Here is a 26,987-nt window from a genome sequence, read left to right as displayed (position 1 = left end):
TTCCTTATAACAGAAAAAGAAAAAGGAAAATCCCTTTTTCTTTTTCTGTACTCATGTGATAAAGAAACTCAAAATCAATACTACCACGAATCCGGTGAGGCCGATGATGGTTTCCATCACGGTCCAGGATTTCAATGTGTCCTTGACGCTCATTCCGAAATAGCGGTTAACAAGCCAAAAGCCGGAATCGTTTACGTGAGACAAAACCGTAGCGCCTGCAGCGATGGAAATAACGATCAAGCCAAGTGCTGGGCCAGTTGTTCCGGTGATTTCTAGAAGCGGTGCGATCAATCCTGCAGCCGTTACCATGGAAACGGTAGCGGAGCCTTGTGCCACACGGACTGCTGAAGCGATCAAGAACGCTAGGACAATCGGCGGAAGCGCAGAGTCGCCCATCATTTGGCCGAGCACATCGCCGACACCTGAGTCGATCAATACTTGTTTGAACACACCGCCAGCCCCTGTAACGAGGATGATGATACCCGCAGGTTCAAGTGCTTTCGTTGCAATGTCTTGAACTTCCTGGCGTGAATAGCCGCGGCGTGTGCCCAGGAAGAAAAACGTCAGGATCGTAGCGATTGTCAAGGCGACGAATGGATGGCCAAGGAAAGTCAAGATCTCACGGATCTGGTTCCCTTCATCCAACACGACGGCTGACAAGGTGTTGAAGAGAATCAACACAAGCGGTATCAAGATCAAAGAAATGATCATCCCGAAGCTTGGCAATTCTTTATCGTATTCTTGTTCTTTGATATCCATGTAATCCGGAATCGTCAAATGAATGCGCTTCCCTATGTAGCGTCCAAAAACAGGTCCCGCTAGAATCATGGAAGGAATCCCCGCGAGCACCCCGAACAGGATAACCCAGCCAAGTTCTGCACCGACCAGTTCCGCAACCGCAATCGGTCCCGGAGTCGGCGGGATGAAGCTATGTGTAACAGCAAGACCCGCCAATAGCGGAATCCCGTAATGCAAAAGAGATTTGCCAGTCTTTTTCGCCAAGCTGTAGACGATTGGCACTAAAATGATGAAACCGACATCGAAAAATACTGGAATGGCAACGATGAAACCTGTTACGCCAAGAGCCCACGGTGCTTTATCTTCTCCGAATTTACCGATCAATGTAGCGGCTAAGCGTTCAGCGCCACCGGAAACTTCCAGCATTTTTCCGAACATGGCGCCAAGGCCAACGACGACTGCGACAAAGCCAAGTGTTCCGCCCATGCCGTTTTGAATCGATTGAATAACATCCCCAAGCGGCATTCCCGCCGCGATGCCGAGCAGTAGACTTACCAATAATAACGCGACGAACGCGTGCAATTTCGTACGCATGACCAAAAACAGCAATACGAAAATGCTTGCAACCGCGATGATAATTAATGTTGAACCATCCATGTGATTTCCCCCTCTTTCAGATAAACAATGGTTTATTTTTTGACGACTGCGTGCCCGCCGAATTCATTGCGAAGTGCTGCGACGACTTTCCCTGTAAACGTATCGTCTTCAAGTGAACGGTAGCGCATCATCAGTGACATCGTGATGACCGGTGCCGGCACATTCAAATCAAGTGCCGTTTCCACTGTCCATTTTCCTTCTCCTGAAGAGTTCATGACCCCTTTGATGCCATCGAGCTTTTCATCTTTCGAGAAGGCGTTTTGCGTCAATCCCATCAAATAAGAGCTGATGATCGAGCCGTTGTTCCAGACGCCGGCCACTTTTTCAAAGTCGTAGTCGAAATCACTCTTGTGGAGGATATCAAATCCTTCAGCAATCGATTGCATCATGCCGTACTCGATGCCGTTGTGGATCATTTTCATGAAATGCCCGCTGCCTGATTTGCCGGCATAGAGATAGCCGCCTTCAACTGAGATGTCGCGGAAGAGCGGTTCGATGTCGTTGAACTTTTCTTCGTCCCCGCCGATCATTGCGCAAATCCCGTGGCGCGCGCCTTCTGTTCCGCCGCTTGTGCCGCAGTCGAAGAAATAAATTCCGCTCGCTTGCAATTCCTCAGCGCGGCGCACTGATTCTTTGTAGTTCGAGTTGCCTCCGTCAATGATGGCATCGCCCTTGTCCAATAGCGGCACCAATTGTGTGATGACCGATTCCGTAATTTCTCCGGCTGGCACCATCAACCACACCGTACGTGGTGCCTGCAGGTTCTGCACCAATTCCTCGAGCGATCCCGCAACTTTGAAACCGCTTACTTCCAAGGCGTTTGCATCATGCCCTACCACTGTGTGGCCATGATCTGTTAAATTGAGTGCCAAGTTCTTGCCCATCTTGCCCAAACCGATAATTCCGATTTCCATTTGAAAACCTCCTGTAGAATAAAAGAATATTTTTCCTTATTAAACTTATTATATCAAATATTTTTCCATACACAAGCATGTTATGATAGAAATATAAAAAAACTTCAAGCAACAGAAAGAGGCGTGGCAGAATGAAACAACAACAATTCGCATTGGCAGCCATCCGTGGCAGTTACCGCAATTTCAGTGAAAAGGAAAAGAAAATCGCCGATTACATCTTAAATGACCCCCGCAACATCATCCATTTGACGATCAACCAAATTGCCGATGAGCTCGGGCTTGCAGAATCGACCGTCTTCCGCTTCTGCCAGCGCCTCGGCTTTAAAGGCTTCCAAGCGTTCAAAATCGCCTTGGCTGCGGAAGTTGTCGCGCCATTAAAAGACATCCATGAACAGATCGAAGAAGGCGACGAAGTAAAAACAGTGGCAGAAAAAGTATTCCGCTCCAATATCAAGACACTCGAAGATACCTTGCAGATCATCGACGAAGATGCCTTGAAACAATCAGTCGCAGCAGTGCTGTCTGCACGCAAGATAGAGTTTTTCGGAAACGGCGGATCTGCGATGATCGCCATGGACGGCTATCATAAATTCGTCCGGCTCGGCCTTCATGTGGCGATGAATATGGATGCCCATCTCCAACTTATGTCCGCATCCCAGCTCACCAAAGGCGATGTGGCCATTGTTATCTCACACTCCGGCAGCACGCGCGATGTCCTGGAAGTGCTTCACGTCTTGAAGGAAAAAGAAGTGACGATCGTCTGCGTGACCAATTTCGCCAAATCGCCATTATCCAAAGAGGCGGATATTATTTTGTACACCTTGTCGGAAGAAACGGATTTCCGTTCAGAAGCCCTCGCTTCCCGCATCGCGCAGCTCAGCTTGATCGATGCGCTCTACACAAACGTCATGATCGCCCGTGGTGACGAAGGCAAGACGGCGCTGCGCCATATGCGCGAAGCCATGTCGCAGAAGCGCTTGTAGGCATTGGGGATTTTGGACAAATAAAAAAAGCTGAAACCTAAAGTGGTTTCAGCTTTTTCAGGTTGTCGAAAAAACGTAAGAAGTTGTATTTTCCGAAGCTTATCGCTCGCTTTCCGTGGGCTCGCGCCCAGGCATCCTCAGCCGCTAGGCACCTTCCGAGGTCTCGGTCGTCTCGCTTTACCACTGGAAAGATAAGGTCGACCTACGGGAGACATTATCTTTGCGAAAGTAATGCGCAACATTATTGAGCAGAAGGGTTTTCGAGCGAACGCTTCTCCAAATACTTAGATAGATCATTGAATTTTGAATGTAGAAAAAACAATTCTATTTTAATTCGTACTGGATTAGGAGACTTCTTCAACCCACATTCCACACGTAACTATCACAAATTATAAAATCGGGCTCAACAGGCGGGCAAAACCTTCGCGCAGCTTGATGGTCCAATCGCGCTGTGCGTAGAGTTCTTTCGTCAATTTGCGGCAATCGGCAGTATCCGACTCGAACAGGGACTCCAGTTCGAGCGCAATCCGGCGGTTGAAAACGAGCGTATTGATTTCGAAATTCAATCGGAAGCTGCGGGCATCCAGGTTGGTGGTCCCGACAGTTGAAATCTCGCCGTCCACGGTCATCGTCTTGGAGTGCAAAAAACCACGATCGTATAAATAGACGTCCGCTCCGTAATCGAGCAACTCGCCAAGGAACGACCAGGATCCCCACATAACAAATGGATGGTCCGGCTTGCCGGGAATCATAATATTCATTTTTACACCGCTCAGCAAGGCCATTTTACAGGCGTCCATAAAGCTTTTATCCGGAATGAAATACGGCGTTTGGATGTAGATTTCGCGCTTTGCCGACGAAATCATTTTGATTTTCATGTTTTTCAAATGTTCTGTGTGCGAATTCGGCCCGCTCGTGACGATTTGCATCGGCGAGAAATGTCTGATTTGGTGAGGTGGAAAACAAAAGATGTCGTCTCGGTTCTTGTATTGGTTGGCGTAGTTCCAATCCAGCACAAAACGGTCTTGGATATGATGGACGACGTCTCCTTCTATGCGCAAATGAACATCGCGCCAATAGCCGAATTTCTCCACTTCACCCAAATATTCCGTCCCGACATTAAATCCGCCAATATAGCCGATTTTCCCGTCAATGATGCACACTTTCCGGTGGTTGCGGTTATTGAGGCGGAAATTGATTCCCCATTTGGACGGAAAAAAGATTTCCACTTCGCCGCCATGTTCGATCAATTCCTTAAAATCCGATTGTTTTAAACTCTTCGACCCGACTGCATCATAGAGAAGCCGTACCTTGACTCCGGCTTTGGCACGTTCGAGCAAAGCATCGAATAGCCGCTGGCCGAGCGCATCCCGTTTAATGATATAGTATTGGACATTGACTTCTTCCTGCGCGTTGCCAATGTCTTTGATCATGGTGTCGAATTTCTCGTTGCCTTCAGAGAATATACGGGTTTCGTTGTAGAAGCTGACGAGTGATTTGGACGACCGCAAATTCATGATCAGCAATTGCTCGTATTTGTTCAGCAGCTCTTCATCATATTCTGCTTCCCCTGCCTGGATGCGCTGGACTTGAGCATCGACTTGGCGCGTGAAATAGGATTGTTCGTCTTCCGTTAAGTTGTAGAAGTTGTTGGTGGTCAAATGCCTGCCGAAAAACAAATAGACAATAAATCCGAGAATCGGCAAGAAAAACAAAATCAATAGCCATGCCCAAGTAGCCCCAGCATCCCGACGTTCATTAAAGATGATTACAAGCGCGAGCACGATGTTCAACAGCAATAAAGAGTTCAATGTCCAGCTCAGTACGACTACCCAATCCATTCCCGCCACCCCTTTCGCTCTGTCCCCCTTTTATTCTCTAAATATGCAAATAGTCCTCTATTGAAAATCGAAAAAGCTGCCCGAGACGGAAGCATTTCCGCACCTGGCAGCTGGTTGTTAGTCGCATTCAGTTTTCTTCAGGGCCGGTTTTTTTAAAGATCCAGCGGAATATCCCGTACTGAACCGCAAATAACAGGAAAGCAGCTAAGCATAAATTGATATAATACCAAACGCCATCCCCGAAAAAATCCAAGGGTGAGATGGTAGATGGCCGCTGCGACAGGTAAAGATAGTTTGAGCCGGTCTGTGGATTGACCCAAAACCCGATGAACGCGGCATACACGAGCAAAATTCCATAAACCGAAAATACCGAACGCCACGTAAGTGCACTTGGCATAAATAAAGCCAAAAACAGACTTGCCCAGGCGATGGCAGTATGATGGACAAAAAATTTCCAAAACCGGTAGTGCTGGTAATCATACGGCATATCCGGCGTCACCAGTGCCAAAGCCGCGGGCACGATGCCGATGAAAAACGATACGCGGATCCAAAATGGATGCAAAGTCACTAAGCCGATCATGGCGGTGATAGAAGCGACACCGCATAAATGAAGCGGCATATAACGATCGAAGCTCCAATACTCGTGGCTGACGGCCCAATACTGATAGGACACTTCAGAGATGAGCAGCACAAGAAACAGCAGCCAGCGCAATTGCTGGAACAAGGCATCTTTAGCGGCGAAATTGTCTCTTAAAAGGACCAGGCACAGGAATCCTGTTAAGGCAATTGCCAGTACGATTAGATGGCTGACGGAAAAAAGCTCGAACGGATAATCAGATCTTGCACCAAACCACGTATCCATCGCTGCCCCTCCCGAAAAGTATTTTGATAATATTTTATCATTTTTCTCATTCGACAGAACTCACTTTTCTCGCTTGAATTAGGTTTATTTTTGAGCTTATTGGCTATCTATACTCCAAACGCTCAGTTCCGATTTCGCTTAGATAAAAAATTGTATTTCTATAAAACAATAAACACTTTGAAATTGGGGAATGATGAAACCACTTTGCTTTATGTCACCGTTTTAAAACCCTACTGCGCTATTTGATCACTTCAAGACCCTAAAAAACCTGCCACATTTCTAAGGAATGAAGCATTTGATCGATTGGTTTTAAAAAAAGAAACCGAGGAGTGTCTAATATGATCGCTTACTCAGAGTCCACGTTTACTGAAGCGGAACCCATACTCTTCATCCACGGGCTTGGCGCAAGCAGTTGGATATGGTGGCAACAAGAATACGCATTTTCCGATCATCAATTGATTATGGTTGATTTGCCTGGACACGGAAAAAGTGCCGCGATACCTTGGGTCAGTTTAGCGGATAGTGCCGAACAAATTGCCCATCAAGTTATTAAGGATCGAGCTGTCCATATAGTGGGACTTTCTTTAGGAGGCCATGTCGCCTTGGAATTGGCTAAGCGTTTCCCAGAAAAAGTATTGAGCCTCTTTATTAGCGGCATCACGGTCCAGCCGTTGCGTTACGGGTTTTTATTGAAACTGCAATCATGCGCTGTGCAGCGGAACATACACAATACTTCGCATCTCAAAAAGATGGCCCGCGAACGTTATCTCCTGCCACCTCAAAAGATCCCTGACTTCATCTCCAATTATCAACTGCTAACGCGCGAGACATATGAAGCCATATTTAAGGAAATCATTCGCTTCCGTCTCGATGCATCGTATAGTTCTTTCTGCAAGCCCGCACTGTTTGCGGCTGGAGAGTACGAATCGCGCGCCATAATCGCTTCGACTAAAATGGCTCCTGTTGTCATGCCGAATGCGGTCGGAATGCTTATTCCAGGCGCTCGACATGATTGGCCAATTCAGCAAGCAACAGAATTCAATCGCCTATTACGGAAATGGATAACAAACAATCCAAACGAAGAGAAAAATTCACCAAGGGAATAGAGAAGGCCGCCGAGAAATCTCAGCGGCCTTCTCTATCTCTATTTTGGTTCCTCTTTCTTCAGTACTTTATAAATGTCCTTCTTGTATTGCAGAAACTCTTCTGTCAAAGTGATGTCTTCTGCTCTCGGCCTCGCGAAACCCACTTTAAACTCAGCGACGACACGCGCAGGTTTTTCCGATAACACCAGAATGCGGTCTGCGAGAAACAAAGCTTCTTCTATATTATGCGTGACGAAAAGAATCGAGCGTTTATTGTGCTGCCAAATATCAAGCAGCCATTTTTGCATTTCTGAACGGGTGAATTCATCCAGCGCTGAAAACGGCTCGTCCAGCAAAATGAGTGGCTGTGGGCTTAAGAGGCTACGGATAAAGGCGGCGCGCTGCTTCATTCCGCCGGACAATTGGTGCGGATAAGATTGCTCATAACCTGCCAGTCCTGCTTTTTCCATCATTTGAATAGCTGCTTGCTGATCTTTGTGTCCAGCGATCTCAGCCCCTAACAAAACATTGTCCAGCACGGTGCGCCACGGAAGCAGCGACGGGCTTTGCGGCATATAGCTGACGGAGCCTTTTTGGCCGTTGATGTTCTCGCCGCCCAATAGAATACTTCCTGCATCCGGCTCATAAAGCCCGCCAATTAAATGAAATAACGTGCTTTTGCCGCTGCCGGAAGGGCCGAGCACGGCGACAAATTCATCGTCTCCTATATTCAATGATAACTCTTTCAGCACTTCGGTCCCGTCAAAGCTTTTCGTCAATTGTTCAATCGCCAATTCAGCCATTCAAATTCCCTCCCCCGCTCGTTTTCCAGCGGATGATCCACTTTTCGAGTAACACAATCGCCGCGAAAAACAGCATGCTCAAACTCATGATCAACAAGATCGCGACAAATACTTGCGTCGTCCGGAACGACGACGAGGCGAGCGTCATATAGACGCCAATGCCCTCCTGCGCACCGAGCCATTCGGAAATGACGGCACCCATGACGCTATAGGTCGCCGCAATTTTCAAGCCCGAGAAAATCGACGGCATCGCATGCGGCCATTCGAGCTTCCAAAAAATCTGGCGTCTGTCGGCTCCTGCCATTTTCATATAATGAAGCAATTCGCCGCTCGTCTGCCTGAACCCATCAAGTGCCGCGATGGTGATCGGGAAAAAGCACACGAGAATGATGATGATCAGTTTCGGCAACAAGCCGAAGCCGAACCAAATGACCAATAGCGGCGCCAAAACGATAATCGGGATATTTTGCGATAAAATCAGCAAAGGATAAAAAGTCTCCCGCAGTTTCGGCACGAGATGAAGAATCATCGCGACGCCAAGGCCGATCGACGATCCGATGAAAAAGCCGAGGATCGATAATCGGATCGTCGCAAGCAAATGCCCGCTGTAATTCGGCCAACTGTTTACCGCTTCTACCCCGATCTGATAAGGGGTCGGAAGCAACCACTCTGGCACTTCAAACAGCGGCACCAGCGCTTGCCAGACGATCAATAAAAGGATGAGGACCAGAACCGGTCTCCATCCTTTTCGCACAATCATCACGGCCGGTATTTCTCCGTCAATTTATCCATCGAGGCACCGCTCGGCTGATACAGCACTTTGATTTGGGAGATGACGTTCGAACTGCCGTTTTCGATCATCGCCTCGTTCATTTCCTCAACGATCGAAAACAACTGCGCCAGATCCCCTTCCATCGTCGTCTCCAGTGGATTGACTTGGTACGGGACGCCCGACTTTTCAATGACGGCGATCGCTTTGTCTACATATGGAATGACGTCTTCCCCGTTTTTCGTTTTCGGGATGATTTGAATACTTAATAATGCATTGCCCATCAGTTTTCCTCCTCCGGTAAAAATTCATTGGTGTACGCCTGCTCCACGTCCAATTCCTCATCCAGTAGCCCGTTGTCGAACATCCACGCAGCGTAATCCGCCCACACTTGCTCTTGCTGTTCGCCGAATTTCGCGGCATCGTCCTGATATTTCGGCGACAGCCATTCTTGGCTCGCTTTCACCAGTTCCGGATCCAAATCCGGGACCGACTCGATCAAGATCTCAGCTGCTTGTTCAGGCTCATCGATGGCGAATTCGTAGCCTTGCGACACTGCTTTGGTGAATGCACGAACGGTTTCCGGATCTTTTGCAATCAAGTTTTCATTAGTCATTAGGATCGGTGTGTAATAATCCAGTTTGTCCGAGTAGTCCGTCAAATACTGCATGTTCAATTCATCGCCGCGCAGTTCGGCTTCAATGCCCGTCCAGCCGTAATAGATCCAAGCAAAATCGATGTCGCGTTCGACCGCCGTGAAAAAGTCGCTATTGCCGATATTGACGATGTCGACGTTTTCCACATCAGCCCCTTCCTGTTCCATGATGGACCCGAGCACCGCTTTTTCGACTGGCGCTCCCCAGCCGCCGTAAGTTTTCCCTTCGTAATCGCTCGGCGACTCGATGCCTTTGTCTTTAGGGGATGCAAATCCGGACGTGTTGTGCTGAATGAGCGCCGCAATCGAGACGATCGGAATGTCTTGCACTCTCGCTTCCGTCAAGCTTTCCTGTGCGCCGATGCCGAATTCCGCCTGGTTGGAAGCGACCAATTGATTGGCGCCCGCTTCACCCGGCAAGATGATCTCGACATCTAGCCCTTGCTCTTCAAAATAGCCCTTTTGCTGTGCCACATACAAGCCGGTGTGATTGGTATTTGGCGTCCAATCCAACACCATCGTCACTTCTTCTAATTCCTGTTGTTCATTCGCCACGTCGCTGCCCGGACTTTCCGCTTCTTCTGTGCATGCCGCGATCAGCAACACCGGTGCAATGGCAATCGTCCATTTTTTCATCTTGTTTCCCCCTTTGAATGAATTCATAAAAGATGATTTCAGAAGCTGATTCAGGGGACATATCCAATTGCGGATACAAAAAAGCGCCCAAGGTTATAGAAACCTTGGGCGCATATCATCGCAGAATAGACCGATTTGAATATGTTCCCTCCGCTGGTATTAGCCAGTTCAGGTTCCAAGGGTCAATATCTCACGGATATTCTCTCAATCGGCAACACCGATTCCCCCACATGTGTTTTATGAAATTAGCATTTGTCTTTCAAGGTCTATCTTGTCACAGTTCACCAAGATGTTCAAGCATTGCCTGGCATCTCGTTTAAACGAACAAGCTTTTCTTACATCCGGACAGCTTCACCGCTATAGACTTTCAGTTCCATCGGCGCGCTCATGAATCCAGCTGCTTTTTTGGAGAAAGCCGTGAAATGTTCACTCGCGTTATGGGCTTCGATTGCTTGCGCATCTTTCCATACTTCCACCATTGTGAAATGGCCGTCCTTCTCCACTGATTTCATCAAATCGTATTGAACATTGCCCGGTTCTTGACGCGATGCGTCGATCAAAATTTTGCTTTCGTTTAAAAAGGCTTGTTCCTGGTCAGGTTTTACTTGCAAATGTGCGTGGATAATCATCATTTCATTTCGCCATCCTTTAATCTGTATTTTTAATAATCAACGATATTGTCTTGCATGCGCCGCAACATATCGCTAAGCGCATCGACTTCCTCAGACGTGAAATCGTGGAGCATTTGCTTGACGAAGCCTGTATTTTCTTTCCGGTATTCGACGATGCGCTCGCGTCCTTCATCGGTCAGGCTGACAAAGATTACACGATTGTCTTCTGGATTTCTGCGCTTTGTGACCATGCCGCTCGCTTCAAGCTGCTTTAAATGGCGCGTGACCGCGGCGCTATCGATATTGACCAATTTTTGTAACGTTGACTGGTTGATTTCGTCAACTTTATAAAGCTGCGACAATAACTCATAACGCGACGCACTGATGCCTGTGCAACGCTCAAACTTCGGGCTGATCTGATTGGTCAGACCCTTAAACTGGTGCAGCACTTGTTCCTGCTTTGAAAATGAACACGGCATTGAAAGACCTCCTAAATGATCGATGAAGTCAATTGATAGCTGTGCCCACTATTCATTGACCAGTCAAATATAATACATAACTCCCGAATACTCAAGGTCGTCTGGCTTAGCTCCAGGTCGTGGTCGCCTCGACCGGCAAGCGGTACGACTGGAAGCCTTCGTTGGCGGCTTTGCCAATCGTAAGAAGCATGACTGGCACATAACGCTCTTTGTCCAGGCCGAACGTCTCAGCGATCTTCTGCTTGTCGTAGCCACCGATTGGGTTGGTGTCGTAGCCAAATGCACGGGCAACGAGCATCAATTGCATGGATACAAGCCCTGAGTCCAACAGCACGATGTCTTTCATTTGCTCTTTGGACATGCCTTCGTACAAAGGTTTGAAGTAGCCGACTTGGAATTCTTTCACTTCTTCGGGCATATAACCGAGTTCTACGGCTTTGCCATAAATCTCTTCTGCGTACTCAATGTTGTTGAGGTCGCCGAACACGGCGATAACAGCTGATGCACTCATTACTTTTTCCAAGTTGAAAGATGCCAGCGGCGCAAGCTTTTCTTTTCCTTCTGCGCTGTCGATAACAACAAAACGCCAAGGCTGCATATTGATGGAAGAAGGCGCTGTGGACGCCTGTTCCAGGATCTCGGTCATTTCCTCGCGGCTGATTTTCACATCCGGGTCGTATTGTTTAATGGAACGGCGTCCATTGACGATTTCATTGAAATCATTGGTTTTTTTGTTTTGCAGTGTGTTCATGGTAAATTGCTCCTTTTTCTATCCTAATTGTTTTGAGGGTTATTAATTGACCCCTCATTAATTGATGCCTCACACAATATAAACCCGTTACAGAAAAAATGCAACCAGAAAGTTTCACAAATCGAATCGCCAAGGCCAAGTCGGTTAGTTTTTTGCTAAAATTATGTAAAAGCGGCTTCATTATTTCTAAACGAAGCAGTACAATATAGAAAATCAATTTACGTAATTTATAGTACCCTTTAATTTAACAAAAGCTCGCCATTTCACCAGATCATTCCATCTGACAGGAGGCTTGGGTCATGCTGTTGATTCCGTTTTTGATCGGTATTGTATTCATCTTGATCCATTTCTTCGCGAGCGTCCTGGTGCCTCGAGATAAACTGAAGCAAGTGAAATGGTTCTCGTTTTCAGGCGGGCTTGCCGTTTCGTATATTTTCATTTACTTGCTCCCTACTCTTCATAAACAGCAAGCCGCCATCGAAGAACCATACCGGCAGTTGACGATGGAGTCGGAAATCTATTTCGTCGGCCTTCTCGGTGTCGTCTTGTTTGTCGGCATTCAAATCGTCATCCAGCAAAATTACATTTCCCATACCTCTACTTTCTGGTCGGTCATCGTGTTCTATGCTTTCTATAATGCGCTCGTTTCCTACTCTGTGCTGTCATTTGAAGTATCAGCTGTTCAAGCTTTGTTTTACTGCGTCGCGATCGGTCCGCATTTCATGGCGGTCGCTCATGACATGTGGCGGAAGTTTCCCGTGGAATACAATAAATACGGCCGCTATATATTGGCTGTCGGAATTGTCGCCGGCTGGATCGTCGCTTTGACGACTGAACTGACGCCGCTTTTCAAATCGATCGTCTTCTCGCTCGTTTCCGGCGCAATGATCTACACGGTTTTCAAGCACGAACTGCCGAGCGAAAAGGATACGCATTTCCCGACTTTCCTTATCTCCGTCATCATATACTCTGCGATTACGATTACACTGAAATTTGTGTTCGAATGGTAGATACCAAAACAAGCCCGGCACAGTTATAAACTGCGCCGGGCTTGTTTATTTTCACTTCTCTTCTTCCTCTTCATCATAAACCGGGAACTCGGGATCTTCAATAATTTGATAGGTCCCTTCCAGCATATTGATTTCAAGTGCATCAAATTCTATTCGAATCGATTCCGGCTCTTTGCCTTCCTCCATTCTGCTGATGTGGCCAAAGGGATAAAAGGTCAATGAGGTGGCCATAGGATCCAGCCCTCTCATTGTGGCTGTCCAGAAAAAATCTTCCCGAGTCCTTGCGTCGCCATAAGTGGTCCCTCCATTATAAGGAACCAGGTAGACATTCCCCAAGTCATCCGCAGCAATCAGCTCGACTTCCACAGCTTCCCATACTTCCAGTAAAGCCGGGTCCACCAATTGTTGGTAGGCGACATTCACAGCAACGTCCGTAAACGTCACTTCAGTAAAGTGAACCGTGACGCCGCCTTCTGAATTGATTTCGTCTAAGATAATTGGATCTGTTTTTAACTGATCGACCGCGAACTCGAATTTCCAATCGCCTTCTATCTCTCCCGCATCCGTAAATAGGCTCTCTGGTTCCCAAACCACGTTGACTTGAGCCGCTTCTTCATCAAGATGCGGAATGGTATTGATCCCAATCAATGAACCTTCTGCCAATTTCCAATCCATGGAGCCTGTAGGACCTTCTCCTTCGAGCAATTGCGGAAAACCAGTTAGGTGAGCAGAGTCATCCAATTCTTTAGTTGAAGTTACCGTATAAGTGAAGGTGACATTCGTTCCATCATATACAGCTTTGTCTATAGAAATGGTTACGCCATTGCTGGATTGGGTTAATTTCACGTCATCACTAAAGCGCTCGTATTGGATAAGTCCCTCCTCTTCTTCGGCGAAAATGGAAAAGACATTTCCAATGACGGGTACCTGTGCCATATAATTTGCAAGAACTGGAGATGCAGAAAGAGTGGCCGTAAACAAGCCGATAAATAGAATCGCCGCAGCGATGGCTGGCATCAGCCACTTCCACCGTTTGTTCTTTTTAGGCTTGGACGTTTCATAAAAGGCATCATCAATGATTGACTCCAAGCGGTCTTCTGGCACTTTGATATTTTGCATAGCATTTTTAATTGAAATCTCTTTGTCGTTCATCTGCATACACCCCTTTCAAATCTTTTTTCAACATCCCCAATCCACGGTGAAGAATTGTTTTCACTGTGCCTTCTGGACATTCCATTACGGTGGCGATCTGCTTGACTGTAAAGTCTTGATAATATCTCAACATCAACGCTGTCTTGAATTTTTCAGGCAATGAATCCAATGCGTTCGACACATCCATTTGTTCGGCCACATCGGCGCTGGCACCATTATCTAAATTCCGCTCCTCCACTTCATCCATGTAGATTAACTTTTTATTGTTCTTCAAAAACGCCAGTGCTTTATTTATGCAAATGCGGACCAGCCAAGTTGAGAAATACTGCGGTTCTTTCAATTGATGCACTGATTCGATAGCCTGAAGTACAGTTTGTTGAAAAACCTCGAGAGCATCGTCTTCATTTTTCACATATGTATAGGCCATTCTGTATAATTTTTCTTTTTCGGATTTCAATAAATTCTGAAGGGCGATTCGGTCTCCTTGAATCGCCGCAGAAATTATTTCTTCATCGTGCTGCATTTGCCTCATCCTCCCTTTGTATATTAGAGATGCCAGCGCTTTAAAACGTTTCGATTATTTTTTATTTTTTGTAAAACTTGGTAATCCTAATTAAACTATAGCTTTAAAAATTCGCAATAACGATTTCATTATGGCGATTTAATCAAAACAAGAGCGCTGCGAATCTGCAGCGCTCTTATCTTTAAACTAGCGAATTCTTGCGGTATCAAGCAGCAAGATTCGTATAGAGCCCCCTTGAAATTCAGCGTAACCTGAACGGGAGGTGGTTGTTATGTATCGACATGTACTGAAAAACAAAAACATTTTGTATTACTTAGCTGGAGCAGGGATATCGCAACTCGGCAATGTGTTAGCTGGGCTTGCCTTTCTTTTTATTTCTTACGAACTGACAGAGTCCGCTGCTTTAACGACAATAATCGCTATTTCGCAAGCAATGCCGTACTTGCTCTTCGGCTTGATTGGCGGAGCATGCGCGGACCGTGTGAATAAAAAACGGATGCTCGTAGCGATTGATCTTCTACGGATTCCTCTTATTCTGTCACTAGTCGTATTATTTCAATTGGACATATTGGCTTTCTGGCATTTGCTTGCGGCTGCTTTTACAGTTCAAACTCTGGGTTGTTTTTATAATCCCGCTTACCGTGCCGTGTTGCCGCTGATTACGCCTATCGAGCAACAAACGACAGTCAATAGTCTCCTCGATACGGTGACAAGAGGCGTTCAAGTTGTCACGCCGCTTTTTGCAATTGGCTTGTTGAACGCCGGACATGCTATCCATTTTTATACGATAGATGCCATGACTTATCTAGCGAGCGCTCTTCTTATCTTGAAAATTCACTGGGTGGTGCCAATAGATCAAGAGAATATGAATGAGACAAAAAGAGATGGGCTCTTCTATTCAATTGGAGTTTTCTTCTGGTGGGCAAAACGCGAAGGGACCGTAACACATCTATTCTTCGCGACATTTTGGATGGTCTTTTTCAATACCTGGGTTTGGCAAGTTGGCTTATTATTGCTGCTCCTTGATCGTTTTCCAGGAAGCGGCCAAGAAATTTATAGCCTGTTGTTGGGCTGGTACGGGTTCGGGGTAATTTTGACGAATATTGCCATTCCGTTTTTCTGGAAAACCCTGACCTTCTCGCTTTATTTATGGGGCTCGATTGTTTGGGGACTTGGCCTCGTGGTACTTGGATTCGCGAGCTACCCGCCACTTTATATTGCTGGGGTATTTATTGCAGCGGCCGGATTGCCGTTATCCAGCCTAGCCAGAGTTTATTTGATTCAAACCCTTGTGCCCGCAGATATGCTCGGCCGTGCTTTCAGCTTTAATGCGGTTCTTTTGTATGGATCCAATATTTTGTCGCTAGCGATCTTTGGGGCACTTGCTTCAGTCATCGGCATTCAGAAACTGTTTATATGGTGCGGGAGCTTGATGGTTATTACAGCCATATTTTACTTATTTCGAGCTCTCTTGACGGAAAATACGCGGCGAAAAGCCGTAAAGGCGCTTGAATAATTGATTAAACGATCCGATAGAGGAAAATCCGCAATCATAGGCGATATCTGTGATGGTCCGGTTAGTTTGCATCAATAGTTTTTGGGCCCTCACGAGGCGGTACAGCTGCAGCCAGGAATACGGGGAAACGCCGATTTTTTCTTTAAATAGATGCGCCAATTGGAACTTGCTGATGTCCAAAATCGCCGCCATCTCATCCAATGTCCACGCATGCTGATAATCATCTTTTAACGCTACCATCACTTGAAAGAGCGCAGGCTGGACCGTGCGGAAAGGATCAGTGACCATAGCGGGTGTATGCGTTCCAATTGCGGTTTTTGCGAGCAATAAACTCAATTGGGAAAAGCTGTGCTCCAAGAAAATTTTAGAAGAACCATTTCCGCTCTCCTTTTCCATCAACACGTATTGCTGCACAAAATGAACCCATTGTTCAATGAGGGGGTTTTTCTGAGGAGTTTGCGCAAAATACAGTTCCCTGTCGTTTCCGGTAATGGCCGTTACCGCTTCCTTGAGAAACGCGGCATCCAGTTCAACCAAAAACTTGTGATCGTCTACTGCAAGCTGCCGGTGTCCATCATGCGGATTAAACACGATAAATTCTTGGTCCGCTATAGTTAAATCGTTGCGGTTGCTTTGATAATGCATCGAGCCTTTCAACGAAAACATGAACTTAAAACACGGATCGTCGCGCCACAGGCTTTCTGACTTTTTTTGGTCAGTTGATAACAATAAACAATCGGAAGCTTCCATAATGATAGCCATCCATTCCATCCTTTCTATCGTTTCAAGTATTCAATTCAAATAAGGAGTGATTCGTTTGCAACATGCACTTGTCATCGGTGGCACCGGAATGCTCGCCAAAGCCACGCTATGGTTATCGAGAAATGGCTATCAAGTTTCTGTAATTGGGCGCAGCGAGCAGAAAATGCAGCATCTCCTGGATCAAAATTTAGGTCAATTAACACCCGTCTTCGTCGATTACACAAATACAAAAGAATTTGCTGCCAAAATTGTTGACCTTCAGCACCTATATGGTCCATTCCGATTGATCGTTGCCTGGGTTCACGCGTCAGGAGATGAAGTCATTCCCTGCTTAACCAGACTCATCCCCATTTCCACTCCTTGTAAACTAGTCCATGTGATTGGAAGCAGTTCAAGATTAAATCCCGTTGCTAACCACAATATTCCCTCCCACATAAGCTATTATCAAGTGCAGCTCGGGTTCGAAATCGAAAAGGGCGTGTCCCGCTGGTTGACTCATGACGAAATCTCAACGGGCGTCATAAACGCACTGCGAGGCAATAAAAGCTATCAAGTGATCGGCACGGTAAGCCCTTGGGAGCAACGGCCATAAAGCTGAATGCACTCTGCAAAAATTTTAGTTTTCATCTCACTTAAAATGATACGGGAAACTTGGGTGCAAAACTTTCATCCATTTGGCTGATTTTATTAATGAGTAAACAAAAAAGTTGCTCTTCAAAAACTGGTACCGAAGACAGCCAGTTTGTTTCGGCCTTTTCAATATGTATCTGGTCGACTAACGAATAATGCTAGAGAAACTAAATCCGACTGGAGCTTCCAATGCTTTCTCTAGGATCGTCTTCCTAACATCTAATCAAAACAAATCAATTGCTCTATAAGGAATAATATCCGTAAAGAATAAAACGAACGAAAACACAGTAATCCCTATTCCTAACCAAAAATACTTTCTCCAACATTGTATGACGACGCCGAGCAAGAACACAGCAGCGGGGATTAGCCAGAGTGGAAAGAGAATTTCAGGTGCTTCCGGCCCATATTCAGAGATGAAGCCAGCTGCAAACCAATAAGATACGGGAAGTATAAAAAGTCCAGCTATAGGAAGGTACACAAAACGCAGAAGTACGATGGTTAATTTCATAAAGAAACCTCCTCTTCATAAAACTGAATACGAAGCATAAATAACCTTATTAGAGAAACGTATGGTAATTTAAGCAATCGATAAACGCTTGTTAATTTGGGTAATTATACCATAAAGTGAAATAGGAGATGCTGATGGTGACAATCCATTTATCTTTATTTCGATCATACATCTTTTATATTTTCAGGCACAAAAAAGCAGGCATTCATGGATTCCCATAAATGCCTGCTTCTCTACTATTATTGACCGTCATAGGTTTAAGCTAAGACTAGCTGCTCTTTAAGAATCATAAATTATTCTGCCGCAGTAATTTGGTAAATCAGACCGCCATCAGTGCTTGCAATAAGCGCGCCATCTTCAGTGACAAGAATATCACGGAAACGCTGCGCTTCATCAGTCAATAGACGTTCTTCTCCAACAACGATGTCATCTTCAATAACGACACGTACAATATAGTTCGGCGCTAAACCACCGATGAACAAATTGTTTTCCCATTCAGGAATTGCGTCATTATCATAGAATGACATACCACTTGGCGCACTTGTTGGATCCCAATAATATCTTGGTTCAACAAAGCCTTGCGCCTCGTGTTCTGAGATACCATCATTGATTAACTCACCAGTATACTCGATACCATAAGAAACAATAGGCCATCCATAGTTATTCGCTGGTTCGATGATATTCAGTTCATCCCCAGCTTGTGGACCGAATTCCACGATCCATAAGTCTCCTGTTTCAGGATTGTAGTCGATACCTTGAATATTACGGTGACCGTAGCTGTAAATCCCGTCCAGTGCGTCTTCATCTTCGACAAAAGGATTTGAATCTACTGGTTCCCCGTCCTGTGTAATGTGAATGACTTTACCTAAGTAAGCATCCAAGTCTTGTGCACGCTCACGAATTGGCTCGTCTGAACGCTCTCCAGTAGTTAGGAATAGGTTGCCAGCCTCATCAAAGATAATACGACCGCCATAGTGTAGGTCGCCATCATATGCCGGAGTCGCTTGGAAGATGACTTCAAAATCTTCAAGCGAAGATTCATCTTCTGATAAAACACCTTTACCAACAGCAGTGACAGTACCGTCTTCAAAGTCTTGTGAAAACGTCATAAATACTAATCTTGAGTCGTCAAAATCAGGTGCAACGGTTATATCAAGCAACCCGCCTTGGCCTGAGTTATTCACTTCAGGTGTACCTTCGATTGGATCTGAAACAGAACCATCTTCAAGGTTTACAATAAGAAGTTCTGCTTCATCTCTTTGCGTCACAAGCAAGCGGTTTGGTTCAAACTCTACCATCCCCCAAGATACGCCAAGACCCTCAACCACAACTTCCTCATTAAGTTCTGTTTCAGTTTCTACTGCAGGTGCTCTAGTTTGTTCTGGAAATGCTGGTTCAAACTCAGTGACTTTGGGTTCAGTTTCTGCGCTTTCATTAGAGCCCTCATCTGCATCTTCTTCTGTTGTAGTGCCCTCATCTGTACTCTCCTCTGTTGCAGCATCTGAGTCATCTGTTGTTGACTCTTCGTTTGAAGAATCGTCATTGCCGCATGCTGCTAAAGCCAATACAGAACTTAGCACTGTGAGGGACATTAATCTTGACCATGATAATTTTGTCATAGTTTTTCCTCCCCATTTCTAGAATATTCGACTGAATATATATCAAATTTCGGTTTCCCGAAATTTAACATCTAAAATGGTTAAGACTTTTATATCATAATGAAACATATGAAACACATTTGTAAATAACGTTATCATAATTTTAGGGTAATAGAAAACAATTTGACTTTTTCGCATGATAAAAAGGAAATAAAAGAATTTTATGTTAAAAAGACCGTTTCAACAATCAAAATCTCAGTCGTTTAATCTGTATAAGATACGGTGCGTTTTGAAAACTTTCAAGATCTGTTTCCTTAATGTGGGGCTTCTTTTAATAACTTAATTAAGGGTTTTCATTTTAAGTAGTCTCAATGCAATTTTGCAAATAAAAACAAATGTAGAGTAGATGTGATTTATCGGCTTCACCTCTCCACATTTCAAGTTATTCATAAACTGTGTTATTTAAAGGAAGAATTCGGATTTTTTACAGATGCCGTAATATGTGGTTTGAAGATCGAGAACAGCAACGATCCCGCAAATTTTTTCAATAAAGCATAAAATTCTTCCGTATTCATCTTGTCTCCACGGATCATAATTTCATATAAACCCCAGCGGTCTCTATATTGGAATGATGAACCTTCATAACCGTTTCGGGTGTAGAACTTTCTTCTTGTAATCCGCTGCTCGTAATTGTCTGCGGTCTCATCGACGACTTCAATATTGAGTATAATTCGATTGTTTGGGAACTTCTCATTAATTTGGGCAAGTGCCAAGCTGCCATATCCTTTTGATCTCACAGTACTGTCAATCGCTATATACAGGACATACGTCAAATCTTCACGCGTGATTAAATAGGTAAATCCAACAAATTCTTCCTTGTCATAGATAACTAGAAAATCCACAAAATTCTTTTTCGCTTTCCATAGCAATAGGTTCATAGGCATCCGTTCATTCTGAGGAAATGAACCCTCGTATAGTTCCTTAACCTTTTTGATGTCCTTGCGATTATCTAGTAACGATTCAACTCTTAAATTCATCTCATTCAATCCCTTTTTTTATATTTGTTTCAGTACCTATTGCTTGTGCTTATTTATTATCTATCAAGTTCATGCGGGCTTTCTTCTCTTCCTTTCCATGCAATACATAATAAAGGAAGGGCATCGCCAAAACTGCAAAACCCAATATTGCATACGTGGCAGGAAAGCCAATTACCGGAATGACAATCCCTAAAAGAGAAGGGCCAAATCCATTTCCAATATCAAAGAAGATGAAGAACGTTGCAGTAGCAAGACCCATCCGGTGGGGCGCAGCGACAGTCACTGCGATGGTCTGGCTGATGGACGAAATATTACCAAAACCAAGCCCTATTAGAGCAGCTGCGGCTAACAACGTGCCAGAACTGTTTGCTGTACTGAGAAGAATCATTCCAACTCCGAACATGAAAAAAGCCGGGTAGATCACGTAATTCGGACCGATACTATCCATCAACCGCCCGCTAAATGGCCGTGATATCAAGACGCTGATTGTATAAACAATAAAGAAAAAACTAGCTGTATCCACCAAATTCAATTCAATCGCATATAAATTTATAAAAGAAAGAACACTTGAGAAACAAAAAGTCATGATCAGAACAATAAAACTGATGGGAATGGCTTTCGGTTCAATAAGATCAGAAAGCTTGCAGCCTTTTCTAGTTGGTTCCACTTCTGTTTTCTCTATTTTAGGCACAGTGATGAAAAAGCCAACCAGCGTACTCACAATCCCCAGTACTAGGCAGAAGAGAAAAATCATCACAAATTCGGTATGTTGTGTCATATAAAGTCCCGTAAATGGGCCAAGCCCTGTAGCCATAGCAGTACTGACGGAGAAATAGCCAATTCCTTCTCCTCTCTTCGACTCCGGAATCGTAAGCACCACAAGCGTGCCGATGACAGTAGTCGCAACCCCCAGTGTCACACCATTCAAAAAACGGCTAACCATGAAAAACGCGAGTCCGAAATTCACAAAATACAGGAGAATCGTTGCCGTAAAAAAGATAAGCCCAACGATCAATAAGGATTTATAACCGACTTTTTCAATGATCGATCCAGTTAGCAACCGACCCGCCAATGCGCCAATGATAAATATTCCCGCCACCAGTCCTGCTTGTCCGGTAGTAGCATTCCATTCTTGTAGCGCGTATAGAGCGATTGTGGCATTTAATAGAAGATAGACAAAGATTAAGAAAAAATTGATCAAAGATAGAATAATGAAATCTTTAGTCCATAATTTCTGCTGTAAATGATTCACTGATTAACTTCCTCTCTCAAATTTCTGCTTATCTAAAAAAAGGAAGGGTTGGCCCTACAATTGGACGGAAAACTCGATCGACGAAACAATTTCAACTGTGCAACTTTTTCATCGATACTTTCGACAGTTGTCAATGGGTAGCTAACATTAAGCGAACAGCGATAATTCCTGCCCTGGGTGGTAATAGCCAAATTAAAAGATCTTTAACCGCTTTGCAATAACTCTCCTGTTTTCCTGAAATTTTCCCAATCCCTTGCTCAAAACACCCAGTAAAAATGGTTCTAACAGCATCGATTTTGAAGACAAAACGTGTCTGACTTTACTGTGTGTTCAGATTCTGAACTCCTTTAGTTTGGATATCGTTAAGTGTATAATAAGAGCACTTTAGAAATACACGGGATAAATTAAGTCTTTTAGCCGTTTTACTTTATCAATGAAGGGATTTGTGACACATGCTGGATCACACGGATTTTCAGATCTTAGAAGAGCTCTCCAGAAATAGCCGCATTTCGATGAAAGAATTAGGCGAACGAATTCACTTGAGCGGTCCAGCGGCATCAGCACGCGTGGAAAAGCTAGAAAGCAACGATGTCATTCAGGGCTATACAGTTAAAATAAATCAGGCAAAACTGGGCTACCATGTCCATGCCTTGATTAATATCTTTACGAAAAGCACTTATCATCAGCCGTACCTCGCTTTCTTAGAGACACAAAAGCAATATGTGATTCATAATTATAAGATCAGTGGAGATAGCTGCTATACTCTTGAATGCAGATTTCCATCCATCGAAAAATTGGACGAATTTCTAGTCCTTTTAAATGAGCATGTAAACTATAAACTGTCCATTATCATTAATAAATAATATTCTCAAATTAAGACCCTCAGGCAATGAAACTCTTTAAAAGTTTTTATTGCCTGAGGGTCTTATCAATTGCTACTTAGTTTACTTTTGTACGTGATAATCTGTGAAAGTTAATTTTCAAAAAAAAAAAAAAAAAAGATACTCATGTTTGAGCTTCTTCGCTTAAGTTCGGCGTCATATGTAAACTAATAAGTGGCGCATTTATCAGATCTTTTGTATCAACTGAATACAGTGAACTCTGTTCTTGCTTATGTTTTACGAGTACATAAGAAGAGATATTCACATCTATAAAATATTGGCTGTTTTCTTCGAGTTATTGTTAAGCAAGTGACCGATATGTTGTGCGGGCAAATTTTTCAGTTCTTTATGTATTTCTTCATTCGGTGAGTCTGTTTGCTTTGGAAGAACAACAGTATCCGTATCCGTTTGATAGAGAAAAAATCGGTACTCGTCTTCTTCTACCTTCTGAACTGCATTCCAGTTCAATTGAGTCTTTCCGTGTAGTTGGCTGTTGTGAACGTTCAGCTCGATACCTTCAGGAGTTAGTTTGGTGAGACACCCTTTTGGCCAACCGTTGTTTTTTAATCGCTTAAAAGCTATTTTAAATCGCCAAACCTGTATTTTTAAGTACAAGTCTTGGACGAACCGCAGCAGAATCAAAGCCGAAAGGATTCCCCCTCCTATCGAGATCGGACCAATTAAATCAGGTGAAACATTTCCCGGCAAGAATATCAGCAATAAGGAGTTAAACGTAAGATATGAAAACAATAACAAGACGACCAAAGCTAGTCTGCCCCTATTAAGGTGGTACTTTCTAGTGCGAAAATAATTATTTTAGAGCGCGAATAAATCTTCGACTGTTAACTGATATTTTAAAATCAATAAATGCAGCTCGTTTAAATTTTTTTAAAAAGAATAATAACTAATATTTTTAATATATAAATTGCGCTTTTCACAATGCAAGCTTCAAAGAGTGGCACAACCAGCTCTTTGAAGCTTGCATAATTCCCAATAAGTTACATCCAACTTAATTGGCTTCCTTCTTCTTAAGAACCCCTTTTACCAACCATCCAATTCCAAGTAAGCCGATCAAAGGAAAAATAATCATAGGATAAACGATTTCTGCCCAGCCTGTAGTTTCAATAGATCCAAATGTTGCATACAAGCCTCCGACAAGCCAAGAAAGAAAGGGTGCAACCACCACTATTAAAGTGATCCCCAATATAATTTGCTTCTTTTTCTCTGACTTATGTCTGCTCAACTTATAAGCCACGACCAGCCCTGTGCCTAAAATTATCAAAGGAAAAACAACTTTTATTAAGATGATTACTCACTCCCTCAATCTTATTTCTTTATTATATTCTAAAGGAATCCTTTGGATGTCTTGATAAATACTGATACTCGAACAAATCCATTAAAGATTTGATGTTAAAATCTTCTTTTTTGAGTGACTGCATATATACATGTGTCCGTCAGATTTTTTCCATCTGCTGACAAATCCTCATTCGCGAGAATTCCTTCTAGTTTGAACCCTAATTTTTCAGGTATCGCTCGACTTGGCAAATTGGCAGATTCGCATCTAATTTCAAGTCGGTTAAACCCTAGCTCATTAATCCCATATTCCATTAATGTCTTTACTGCTTCTGTTATATATCCATTGCTGCTAAATTTTGTGTGGATCCAGTAGCCAATCTCACATTTTCGAACTTCCCAGTCCACGCTCTGTAAACTTGCTGTTCCGATAAACTTTTGAGAATCCTTGTGGAAGATCAAAAAGCGAAAACTCTCTCTTTCAAGAAATTTGATGTGAGCCTCACGGAGACTAATTTCAGTCTCTTCCAAAGTTGGAATCTCTTGTGCAAACGGCAACCATTGCCTCAGTTCATGAATAGAATCTTTAATTGCTTTATTTACTGCTTCTCCATCTCCAGAATAAGAAGGGGCTCTCAAAATTAGTCGTGCGGCTTCTACTTCAGACGGTAGATTTAATAAGATAGAATTCATGCTCATTCTCCTCATTTCAAATTTTTAGTAGTAACAAGCTTACATTCAAACAAAATAAAAAACCTTCACCCCCAAGAACTTAATCTTAAGGACGAAAGTTATCATTTCGTGGTACCACCTTAGTTTATTGGTGCATTGCTGCAGCCAATCTTATTGGGTACAGTCATACCCTATCCTTATAACGGTGGATTCCGTCTTGCTATCCCTAATCCAAAAGATTAGCTTGGCAAGAAGCTCAGAGACTTTATTTCGCTAAGTTGATCATTACTCCTTTTCAGCAAAACGGAGCTCTCTTTAAATCATCAATCCTTAGGTACTTCTCTCTTCAATGCTTTTAATAATTTCCATAATATTATTACAACTGTAACAAATTAGTAAATACTTATCTTAAAAAGCTTTCATAGTAATTAACCTTAAAATAAAATTGTTCTTTAAAATACATTTTCCCAGGTATAAAGAAAAAGAAGAAACCCATGTTTGAGCTGGTTCTCTTCCGATAAGGAATCATATGTAAACTTATATTCTTTTGGAATTCAACCTTAAAAACTTTATGGAGCGATCTTTTGAATATATGATTTTTTCTAGCTAATCTACTTTCTTTTCTTGAGCTTCGAAGCTTCTTGAATTAAGTTTTGGTATATAACTTACTTGATATTAAGTTAAATTCCAAATGAGACCGTCAAGAATTACATGTAAATAAGTAAATCCTTTTATTGTATATAGTTTCATTCATCCTGTTCGAACATCTCAATAGTTAGTGGAGAATCATTAAAAACCATGAGTCCGGACGAATACCGAACCTATGGCTTAATTCTTTCTCTAACTTTTTGGGTTTGTTCCAAGAGGGAGCACTTTTTAGGTTTCACCTAATTTGAGTGCAGCTTTATTGTTGTTATGACAAGCCCTTTAATTTTTTTGGTATTCTTCAACTAAACGTTCAATGTTAACAAGGATAACGTAATAGATTGACGGTAAATGAGACACTTTCTCTTCGATGTTGGATCGTGAGCTTAATTCAGGGTATATAATTCTTTGTAGTTCATCCTCCGCTTTCTTAAATCCATCTGTTAATGCGTTTAAGTATTGCAAAGATTTCGCGTCAATATTTTCATACCCTCTCGATAATCCTAAATTTCCTTGGTATTGATCTTGAGCTTCCAATTCCATTTTTTGCAATTGATTTAGATTCACTTTTTGCATTTCATTTGACCGTAGCCAGTTTAAATCTACTGTCTCTAGAGTAACCTCTATTTGATCCAGAAAAATATCATTCGAATTTGTATTATTGAGCATACTTTCTATTTCTTCAAATTTGCTATCGTATTTATCCGTAAAACCATGCTGAACGGTGACGGATTTTGTGTAGCCGATGGGTGAAAAAGGATACACATAACCGCTAACACCTATAAATAATGTTAGGAATACTACGACAGTAATAAGAAATAAAATATTTTTCTTTTTCAATTTTACTCACTCCCTAAATCAGCATAATATTTGTATAGTATGTGTTATCTTGAATGCTAAATGAAGTTAAAGATACACCACTAAAACTAATTGACGGACCGCCAAAATCTATATTTCAATACCTCATCACCTAAAACCAATTTTCTTTATTACTATTTTCAGTAATTTCACTTCCATATAAATACCATATCACAATCAGGTCTCAATTCTTTATAAATATTTAATTCTCCATAAGTATTCATAAATCGTATTCTTTGTTAAATTGACCGTTCATAAAAGTTCATTTTTGCAAACAAAAGGGAGAGTATATGCGAACAAAAATGTATCTACTCCCCCTTTCTATTTATACAGCTTCCGATAAGTTTTGATATGTAAACTCAAAGACTAGTAGATTACAAGCGAATAGTAGTTGCTATCCACTATTGCAGAAAATCTAGTAGTTTACGGAGTGTTCCAAAATAGAGTAGATGCAAATGGAATTACAACCGCCCATAATAATACAAATGTATTTCCGACTAGTCCTACTATCTTTAGCGATTTTTTCTTGGCAAGTAAGGCTGTAATAATTCCAATAATAGGTAGCGCAATTGCTATGATCATTACTGACTTTGAAAATAAATCTTCGTTAAAGAACCAGGTTGTATATACACCTAAAGAAATTAAAAAAGCTGCAATAGATATGACACCAGACTTTAGCATATTCATCTTCCTTTCAGTAATAAAATTATATCGCACCCTTACTTATTTTACCAAAATATAAAGAAAAAACAATTTCTAATGCTCTAATATGGATGGAATAGAAGAACACTATAATTTTTAAACGTTTTTTCTATTAAAGAAGATGTGTATATGAATTTCTGTTTTAAAGCGTTCGTAAATATACA

29 protein-coding genes, 1 riboswitch and 1 other annotated feature are annotated in these 26,987 nt (G+C 43.0%); of the genes, 6 read left to right on the top strand and 23 right to left on the bottom strand.

Annotated elements, in window-relative coordinates; genetic code table 11:
- Nucleotides 1-51: 51 nt before the first annotated feature.
- Entirely contained in the window at nt 52-1,395 is a 1,344-nt protein-coding gene (locus AUC31_RS06875; protein WP_058380757.1) for a GntP family permease, read from the bottom strand.
- A gap of 32 nt (nt 1,396-1,427) precedes the next feature.
- Nucleotides 1,428-2,309 (bottom strand): phosphogluconate dehydrogenase (NAD(+)-dependent, decarboxylating), encoded by an 882-nt coding sequence (gene gnd / locus AUC31_RS06870; protein WP_058380758.1) that lies wholly within the window; start codon nt 2,307-2,309, stop codon nt 1,428-1,430.
- Between the two features lie 131 nt (nt 2,310-2,440).
- Here gnd and AUC31_RS06865 point away from each other — a divergent pair, with 131 nt between their 5' ends.
- Complete coding sequence (locus AUC31_RS06865; protein WP_058380759.1) at nt 2,441-3,292, top strand: MurR/RpiR family transcriptional regulator; 852 nt, start codon at nt 2,441-2,443, stop codon at nt 3,290-3,292.
- A gap of 389 nt (nt 3,293-3,681) precedes the next feature.
- Here AUC31_RS06865 and cls read toward each other — a convergent pair whose 3' ends face one another.
- A complete protein-coding gene (cls, locus tag AUC31_RS06860) occupies nt 3,682-5,133 on the bottom strand; it encodes a cardiolipin synthase (protein WP_058380760.1) in 1,452 nt (483 codons plus the stop codon).
- 127 nt (nt 5,134-5,260) lie between these two features.
- Nucleotides 5,261-5,995 carry a YwaF family protein gene (locus tag AUC31_RS06855; protein WP_058380761.1) on the bottom strand — a complete coding sequence of 245 codons (735 nt, stop codon included), beginning with the start codon at nt 5,993-5,995 and terminating at the stop codon, nt 5,261-5,263.
- A gap of 338 nt (nt 5,996-6,333) precedes the next feature.
- On the opposite strand from AUC31_RS06855, the gene AUC31_RS06850 reads away from it, so the two are divergent.
- Complete coding sequence (locus AUC31_RS06850) at nt 6,334-7,101, top strand: alpha/beta fold hydrolase (protein WP_058380762.1); 768 nt, start codon at nt 6,334-6,336, stop codon at nt 7,099-7,101.
- Nucleotides 7,102-7,139: 38 nt separating this feature from the next.
- On the opposite strand, the gene AUC31_RS06845 is transcribed toward AUC31_RS06850, so the two are convergent.
- The 7 genes from AUC31_RS06845 to AUC31_RS06815 form a co-directional block, all read right to left on the bottom strand.
- Nucleotides 7,140-7,883, bottom strand: a complete 744-nt coding sequence (locus AUC31_RS06845; RefSeq protein WP_058380763.1) for an ABC transporter ATP-binding protein — start codon at nt 7,881-7,883, stop codon at nt 7,140-7,142.
- A complete protein-coding gene (locus AUC31_RS06840) occupies nt 7,876-8,643 on the bottom strand; it encodes an ABC transporter permease (RefSeq protein ID WP_058383639.1) in 768 nt (255 codons plus the stop codon). The genes AUC31_RS06845 and AUC31_RS06840 overlap by 8 nt, the downstream gene beginning before the upstream one ends.
- Nucleotides 8,643-8,936, bottom strand: a complete 294-nt coding sequence (locus AUC31_RS06835; protein ID WP_058380764.1) for a thiamine-binding protein — start codon at nt 8,934-8,936, stop codon at nt 8,643-8,645. The genes AUC31_RS06840 and AUC31_RS06835 overlap by 1 nt, the downstream gene beginning before the upstream one ends.
- Complete coding sequence (locus tag AUC31_RS06830) at nt 8,936-9,943, bottom strand: ABC transporter substrate-binding protein (RefSeq protein WP_058380765.1); 1,008 nt, start codon at nt 9,941-9,943, stop codon at nt 8,936-8,938. Before AUC31_RS06830 ends, AUC31_RS06835 begins: the two co-directional genes overlap by 1 nt.
- A gap of 128 nt (nt 9,944-10,071) precedes the next feature.
- Nucleotides 10,072-10,181: riboswitch (TPP riboswitch) on the bottom strand.
- A gap of 97 nt (nt 10,182-10,278) precedes the next feature.
- Nucleotides 10,279-10,575: a putative quinol monooxygenase gene (locus tag AUC31_RS06825; protein ID WP_058380766.1), complete on the bottom strand. Its 297-nt coding sequence runs from the start codon at nt 10,573-10,575 to the stop codon at nt 10,279-10,281.
- A gap of 29 nt (nt 10,576-10,604) precedes the next feature.
- Nucleotides 10,605-11,033 carry a MarR family winged helix-turn-helix transcriptional regulator gene (locus AUC31_RS06820; RefSeq protein ID WP_058380767.1) on the bottom strand — a complete coding sequence of 143 codons (429 nt, stop codon included), beginning with the start codon at nt 11,031-11,033 and terminating at the stop codon, nt 10,605-10,607.
- Nucleotides 11,034-11,139: 106 nt separating this feature from the next.
- Nucleotides 11,140-11,784 carry a nitroreductase family protein gene (locus AUC31_RS06815; RefSeq protein ID WP_058380768.1) on the bottom strand — a complete coding sequence of 215 codons (645 nt, stop codon included), beginning with the start codon at nt 11,782-11,784 and terminating at the stop codon, nt 11,140-11,142.
- A gap of 299 nt (nt 11,785-12,083) precedes the next feature.
- On the opposite strand from AUC31_RS06815, the gene AUC31_RS06810 reads away from it, so the two are divergent.
- Nucleotides 12,084-12,794, top strand: coding sequence for a hypothetical protein (locus AUC31_RS06810; RefSeq protein ID WP_058380769.1), 711 nt, complete (start codon nt 12,084-12,086; stop codon nt 12,792-12,794).
- A gap of 51 nt (nt 12,795-12,845) precedes the next feature.
- Here AUC31_RS06810 and AUC31_RS06805 read toward each other — a convergent pair whose 3' ends face one another.
- Complete coding sequence (locus AUC31_RS06805) at nt 12,846-13,946, bottom strand: DUF4179 domain-containing protein (RefSeq protein WP_058380770.1); 1,101 nt, start codon at nt 13,944-13,946, stop codon at nt 12,846-12,848.
- Nucleotides 13,921-14,469 (bottom strand): sigma-70 family RNA polymerase sigma factor, encoded by a 549-nt coding sequence (locus AUC31_RS06800; protein ID WP_058380771.1) that lies wholly within the window; start codon nt 14,467-14,469, stop codon nt 13,921-13,923. Before AUC31_RS06800 ends, AUC31_RS06805 begins: the two co-directional genes overlap by 26 nt.
- 271 nt (nt 14,470-14,740) lie before the next feature.
- Here AUC31_RS06800 and AUC31_RS06795 point away from each other — a divergent pair, with 271 nt between their 5' ends.
- Nucleotides 14,741-15,985, top strand: coding sequence for an MFS transporter (locus tag AUC31_RS06795; RefSeq protein ID WP_058380772.1), 1,245 nt, complete (start codon nt 14,741-14,743; stop codon nt 15,983-15,985).
- On the opposite strand, the gene AUC31_RS17940 is transcribed toward AUC31_RS06795, so the two are convergent.
- Entirely contained in the window at nt 15,926-16,747 is an 822-nt protein-coding gene (locus tag AUC31_RS17940; RefSeq protein WP_237150722.1) for a helix-turn-helix domain-containing protein, read from the bottom strand. The two genes, AUC31_RS06795 and AUC31_RS17940, sit on opposite strands and share 60 nt — an antisense overlap.
- Before the next feature lie 55 nt (nt 16,748-16,802).
- On the opposite strand from AUC31_RS17940, the gene AUC31_RS06785 reads away from it, so the two are divergent.
- Entirely contained in the window at nt 16,803-17,339 is a 537-nt protein-coding gene (locus AUC31_RS06785) for a Rossmann-fold NAD(P)-binding domain-containing protein (RefSeq protein ID WP_058380773.1), read from the top strand.
- Nucleotides 17,340-17,600: 261 nt separating this feature from the next.
- On the opposite strand, the gene AUC31_RS06780 is transcribed toward AUC31_RS06785, so the two are convergent.
- The 4 genes from AUC31_RS06780 to AUC31_RS06765 form a co-directional block, all read right to left on the bottom strand.
- The gene (locus AUC31_RS06780; RefSeq protein WP_058380774.1) at nt 17,601-17,885 is read right to left on the bottom strand and encodes a hypothetical protein; all 285 of its coding nucleotides are present in this window, start codon (nt 17,883-17,885) and stop codon (nt 17,601-17,603) included.
- A 293-nt stretch (nt 17,886-18,178) separates the two neighbouring features.
- Nucleotides 18,179-19,504 (bottom strand): PQQ-dependent sugar dehydrogenase, encoded by a 1,326-nt coding sequence (locus AUC31_RS06775; RefSeq protein WP_058380775.1) that lies wholly within the window; start codon nt 19,502-19,504, stop codon nt 18,179-18,181.
- Between the two features lie 437 nt (nt 19,505-19,941).
- Nucleotides 19,942-20,520 carry a GNAT family N-acetyltransferase gene (locus AUC31_RS06770; RefSeq protein WP_058380776.1) on the bottom strand — a complete coding sequence of 193 codons (579 nt, stop codon included), beginning with the start codon at nt 20,518-20,520 and terminating at the stop codon, nt 19,942-19,944.
- Between the two features lie 49 nt (nt 20,521-20,569).
- A complete protein-coding gene (locus AUC31_RS06765; RefSeq protein WP_058380777.1) occupies nt 20,570-21,772 on the bottom strand; it encodes an MFS transporter in 1,203 nt (400 codons plus the stop codon).
- A gap of 452 nt (nt 21,773-22,224) precedes the next feature.
- On the opposite strand from AUC31_RS06765, the gene AUC31_RS06760 reads away from it, so the two are divergent.
- Nucleotides 22,225-22,635 carry an Lrp/AsnC family transcriptional regulator gene (locus tag AUC31_RS06760; RefSeq protein ID WP_058380778.1) on the top strand — a complete coding sequence of 137 codons (411 nt, stop codon included), beginning with the start codon at nt 22,225-22,227 and terminating at the stop codon, nt 22,633-22,635.
- A 285-nt stretch (nt 22,636-22,920) separates the two neighbouring features.
- Here the strand turns inward: AUC31_RS06760 and AUC31_RS06755 are convergent, their stop codons facing one another.
- The 5 genes from AUC31_RS06755 to AUC31_RS06735 all read right to left on the bottom strand — a co-directional run bounded on the left by AUC31_RS06755 (nt 22,921) and on the right by AUC31_RS06735 (nt 26,802).
- Entirely contained in the window at nt 22,921-23,418 is a 498-nt protein-coding gene (locus AUC31_RS06755; RefSeq protein WP_058380779.1) for a YcxB family protein, read from the bottom strand.
- Nucleotides 23,419-23,662: 244 nt separating this feature from the next.
- On the bottom strand, nt 23,663-23,908 hold the full coding sequence (locus tag AUC31_RS06750) for a hypothetical protein (RefSeq protein WP_157073467.1): 246 nt from the start codon (nt 23,906-23,908) through the stop codon (nt 23,663-23,665).
- 155 nt (nt 23,909-24,063) lie between these two features.
- Complete coding sequence (locus tag AUC31_RS06745; RefSeq protein WP_058380781.1) at nt 24,064-24,639, bottom strand: GNAT family N-acetyltransferase; 576 nt, start codon at nt 24,637-24,639, stop codon at nt 24,064-24,066.
- A gap of 84 nt (nt 24,640-24,723) precedes the next feature.
- Nucleotides 24,724-24,977, bottom strand: a binding site (T-box leader).
- Nucleotides 24,978-25,545: 568 nt separating this feature from the next.
- Nucleotides 25,546-26,103, bottom strand: coding sequence for a hypothetical protein (locus AUC31_RS06740; protein ID WP_058380782.1), 558 nt, complete (start codon nt 26,101-26,103; stop codon nt 25,546-25,548).
- 441 nt (nt 26,104-26,544) lie between these two features.
- Complete coding sequence (locus tag AUC31_RS06735) at nt 26,545-26,802, bottom strand: hypothetical protein (protein ID WP_058380783.1); 258 nt, start codon at nt 26,800-26,802, stop codon at nt 26,545-26,547.
- Between the last annotated feature and the right edge of the window lie 185 nt (nt 26,803-26,987).

This window comes from Planococcus rifietoensis, from assembly GCF_001465795.2.
In the GTDB taxonomy this organism is placed as follows: domain Bacteria; phylum Bacillota; class Bacilli; order Bacillales_A; family Planococcaceae; genus Planococcus; species Planococcus rifietoensis.
Note: the sequence above shows the minus strand (reverse complement) of the source record. Positions and strands in the feature narration are given on the sequence as shown.

Coding starts and splice junctions, on each gene's coding strand:
- AUC31_RS06830 (WP_058380765.1), bottom strand. CDS start 9,943: ATGAAAAAATGGACGATTGCCATTGCACCGGTGTTGCTGATCGCGGCA.
- AUC31_RS06800 (WP_058380771.1), bottom strand. CDS start 14,469: ATGCAGCACGATGAAGAAATAATTTCTGCGGCGATTCAAGGAGACCGA.
- gnd (WP_058380758.1), bottom strand. CDS start 2,309: ATGGAAATCGGAATTATCGGTTTGGGCAAGATGGGCAAGAACTTGGCA.
- AUC31_RS06780 (WP_058380774.1), bottom strand. CDS start 17,885: ATGAAATTAACCATCGTACTTCTGCGTTTTGTGTACCTTCCTATAGCT.
- AUC31_RS06795 (WP_058380772.1), top strand. CDS start 14,741: ATGTATCGACATGTACTGAAAAACAAAAACATTTTGTATTACTTAGCT.
- AUC31_RS06810 (WP_058380769.1), top strand. CDS start 12,084: ATGCTGTTGATTCCGTTTTTGATCGGTATTGTATTCATCTTGATCCAT.
- AUC31_RS06875 (WP_058380757.1), bottom strand. CDS start 1,395: ATGGATGGTTCAACATTAATTATCATCGCGGTTGCAAGCATTTTCGTA.
- AUC31_RS17940 (WP_237150722.1), bottom strand. CDS start 16,747: ATGGCTATCATTATGGAAGCTTCCGATTGTTTATTGTTATCAACTGAC.
- AUC31_RS06835 (WP_058380764.1), bottom strand. CDS start 8,936: ATGGGCAATGCATTATTAAGTATTCAAATCATCCCGAAAACGAAAAAC.
- AUC31_RS06815 (WP_058380768.1), bottom strand. CDS start 11,784: ATGAACACACTGCAAAACAAAAAAACCAATGATTTCAATGAAATCGTC.
- AUC31_RS06775 (WP_058380775.1), bottom strand. CDS start 19,504: ATGACAAAATTATCATGGTCAAGATTAATGTCCCTCACAGTGCTAAGT.
- AUC31_RS06820 (WP_058380767.1), bottom strand. CDS start 11,033: ATGCCGTGTTCATTTTCAAAGCAGGAACAAGTGCTGCACCAGTTTAAG.
- AUC31_RS06760 (WP_058380778.1), top strand. CDS start 22,225: ATGCTGGATCACACGGATTTTCAGATCTTAGAAGAGCTCTCCAGAAAT.
- AUC31_RS06850 (WP_058380762.1), top strand. CDS start 6,334: ATGATCGCTTACTCAGAGTCCACGTTTACTGAAGCGGAACCCATACTC.
- AUC31_RS06745 (WP_058380781.1), bottom strand. CDS start 24,639: ATGAATTCTATCTTATTAAATCTACCGTCTGAAGTAGAAGCCGCACGA.
- cls (WP_058380760.1), bottom strand. CDS start 5,133: ATGGATTGGGTAGTCGTACTGAGCTGGACATTGAACTCTTTATTGCTG.
- AUC31_RS06845 (WP_058380763.1), bottom strand. CDS start 7,883: ATGGCTGAATTGGCGATTGAACAATTGACGAAAAGCTTTGACGGGACC.
- AUC31_RS06865 (WP_058380759.1), top strand. CDS start 2,441: ATGAAACAACAACAATTCGCATTGGCAGCCATCCGTGGCAGTTACCGC.
- AUC31_RS06825 (WP_058380766.1), bottom strand. CDS start 10,575: ATGATGATTATCCACGCACATTTGCAAGTAAAACCTGACCAGGAACAA.
- AUC31_RS06840 (WP_058383639.1), bottom strand. CDS start 8,643: ATGATTGTGCGAAAAGGATGGAGACCGGTTCTGGTCCTCATCCTTTTA.
- AUC31_RS06735 (WP_058380783.1), bottom strand. CDS start 26,802: ATGCTAAAGTCTGGTGTCATATCTATTGCAGCTTTTTTAATTTCTTTA.
- AUC31_RS06770 (WP_058380776.1), bottom strand. CDS start 20,520: ATGAATTTAAGAGTTGAATCGTTACTAGATAATCGCAAGGACATCAAA.
- AUC31_RS06805 (WP_058380770.1), bottom strand. CDS start 13,946: ATGAACGACAAAGAGATTTCAATTAAAAATGCTATGCAAAATATCAAA.
- AUC31_RS06855 (WP_058380761.1), bottom strand. CDS start 5,995: ATGGATACGTGGTTTGGTGCAAGATCTGATTATCCGTTCGAGCTTTTT.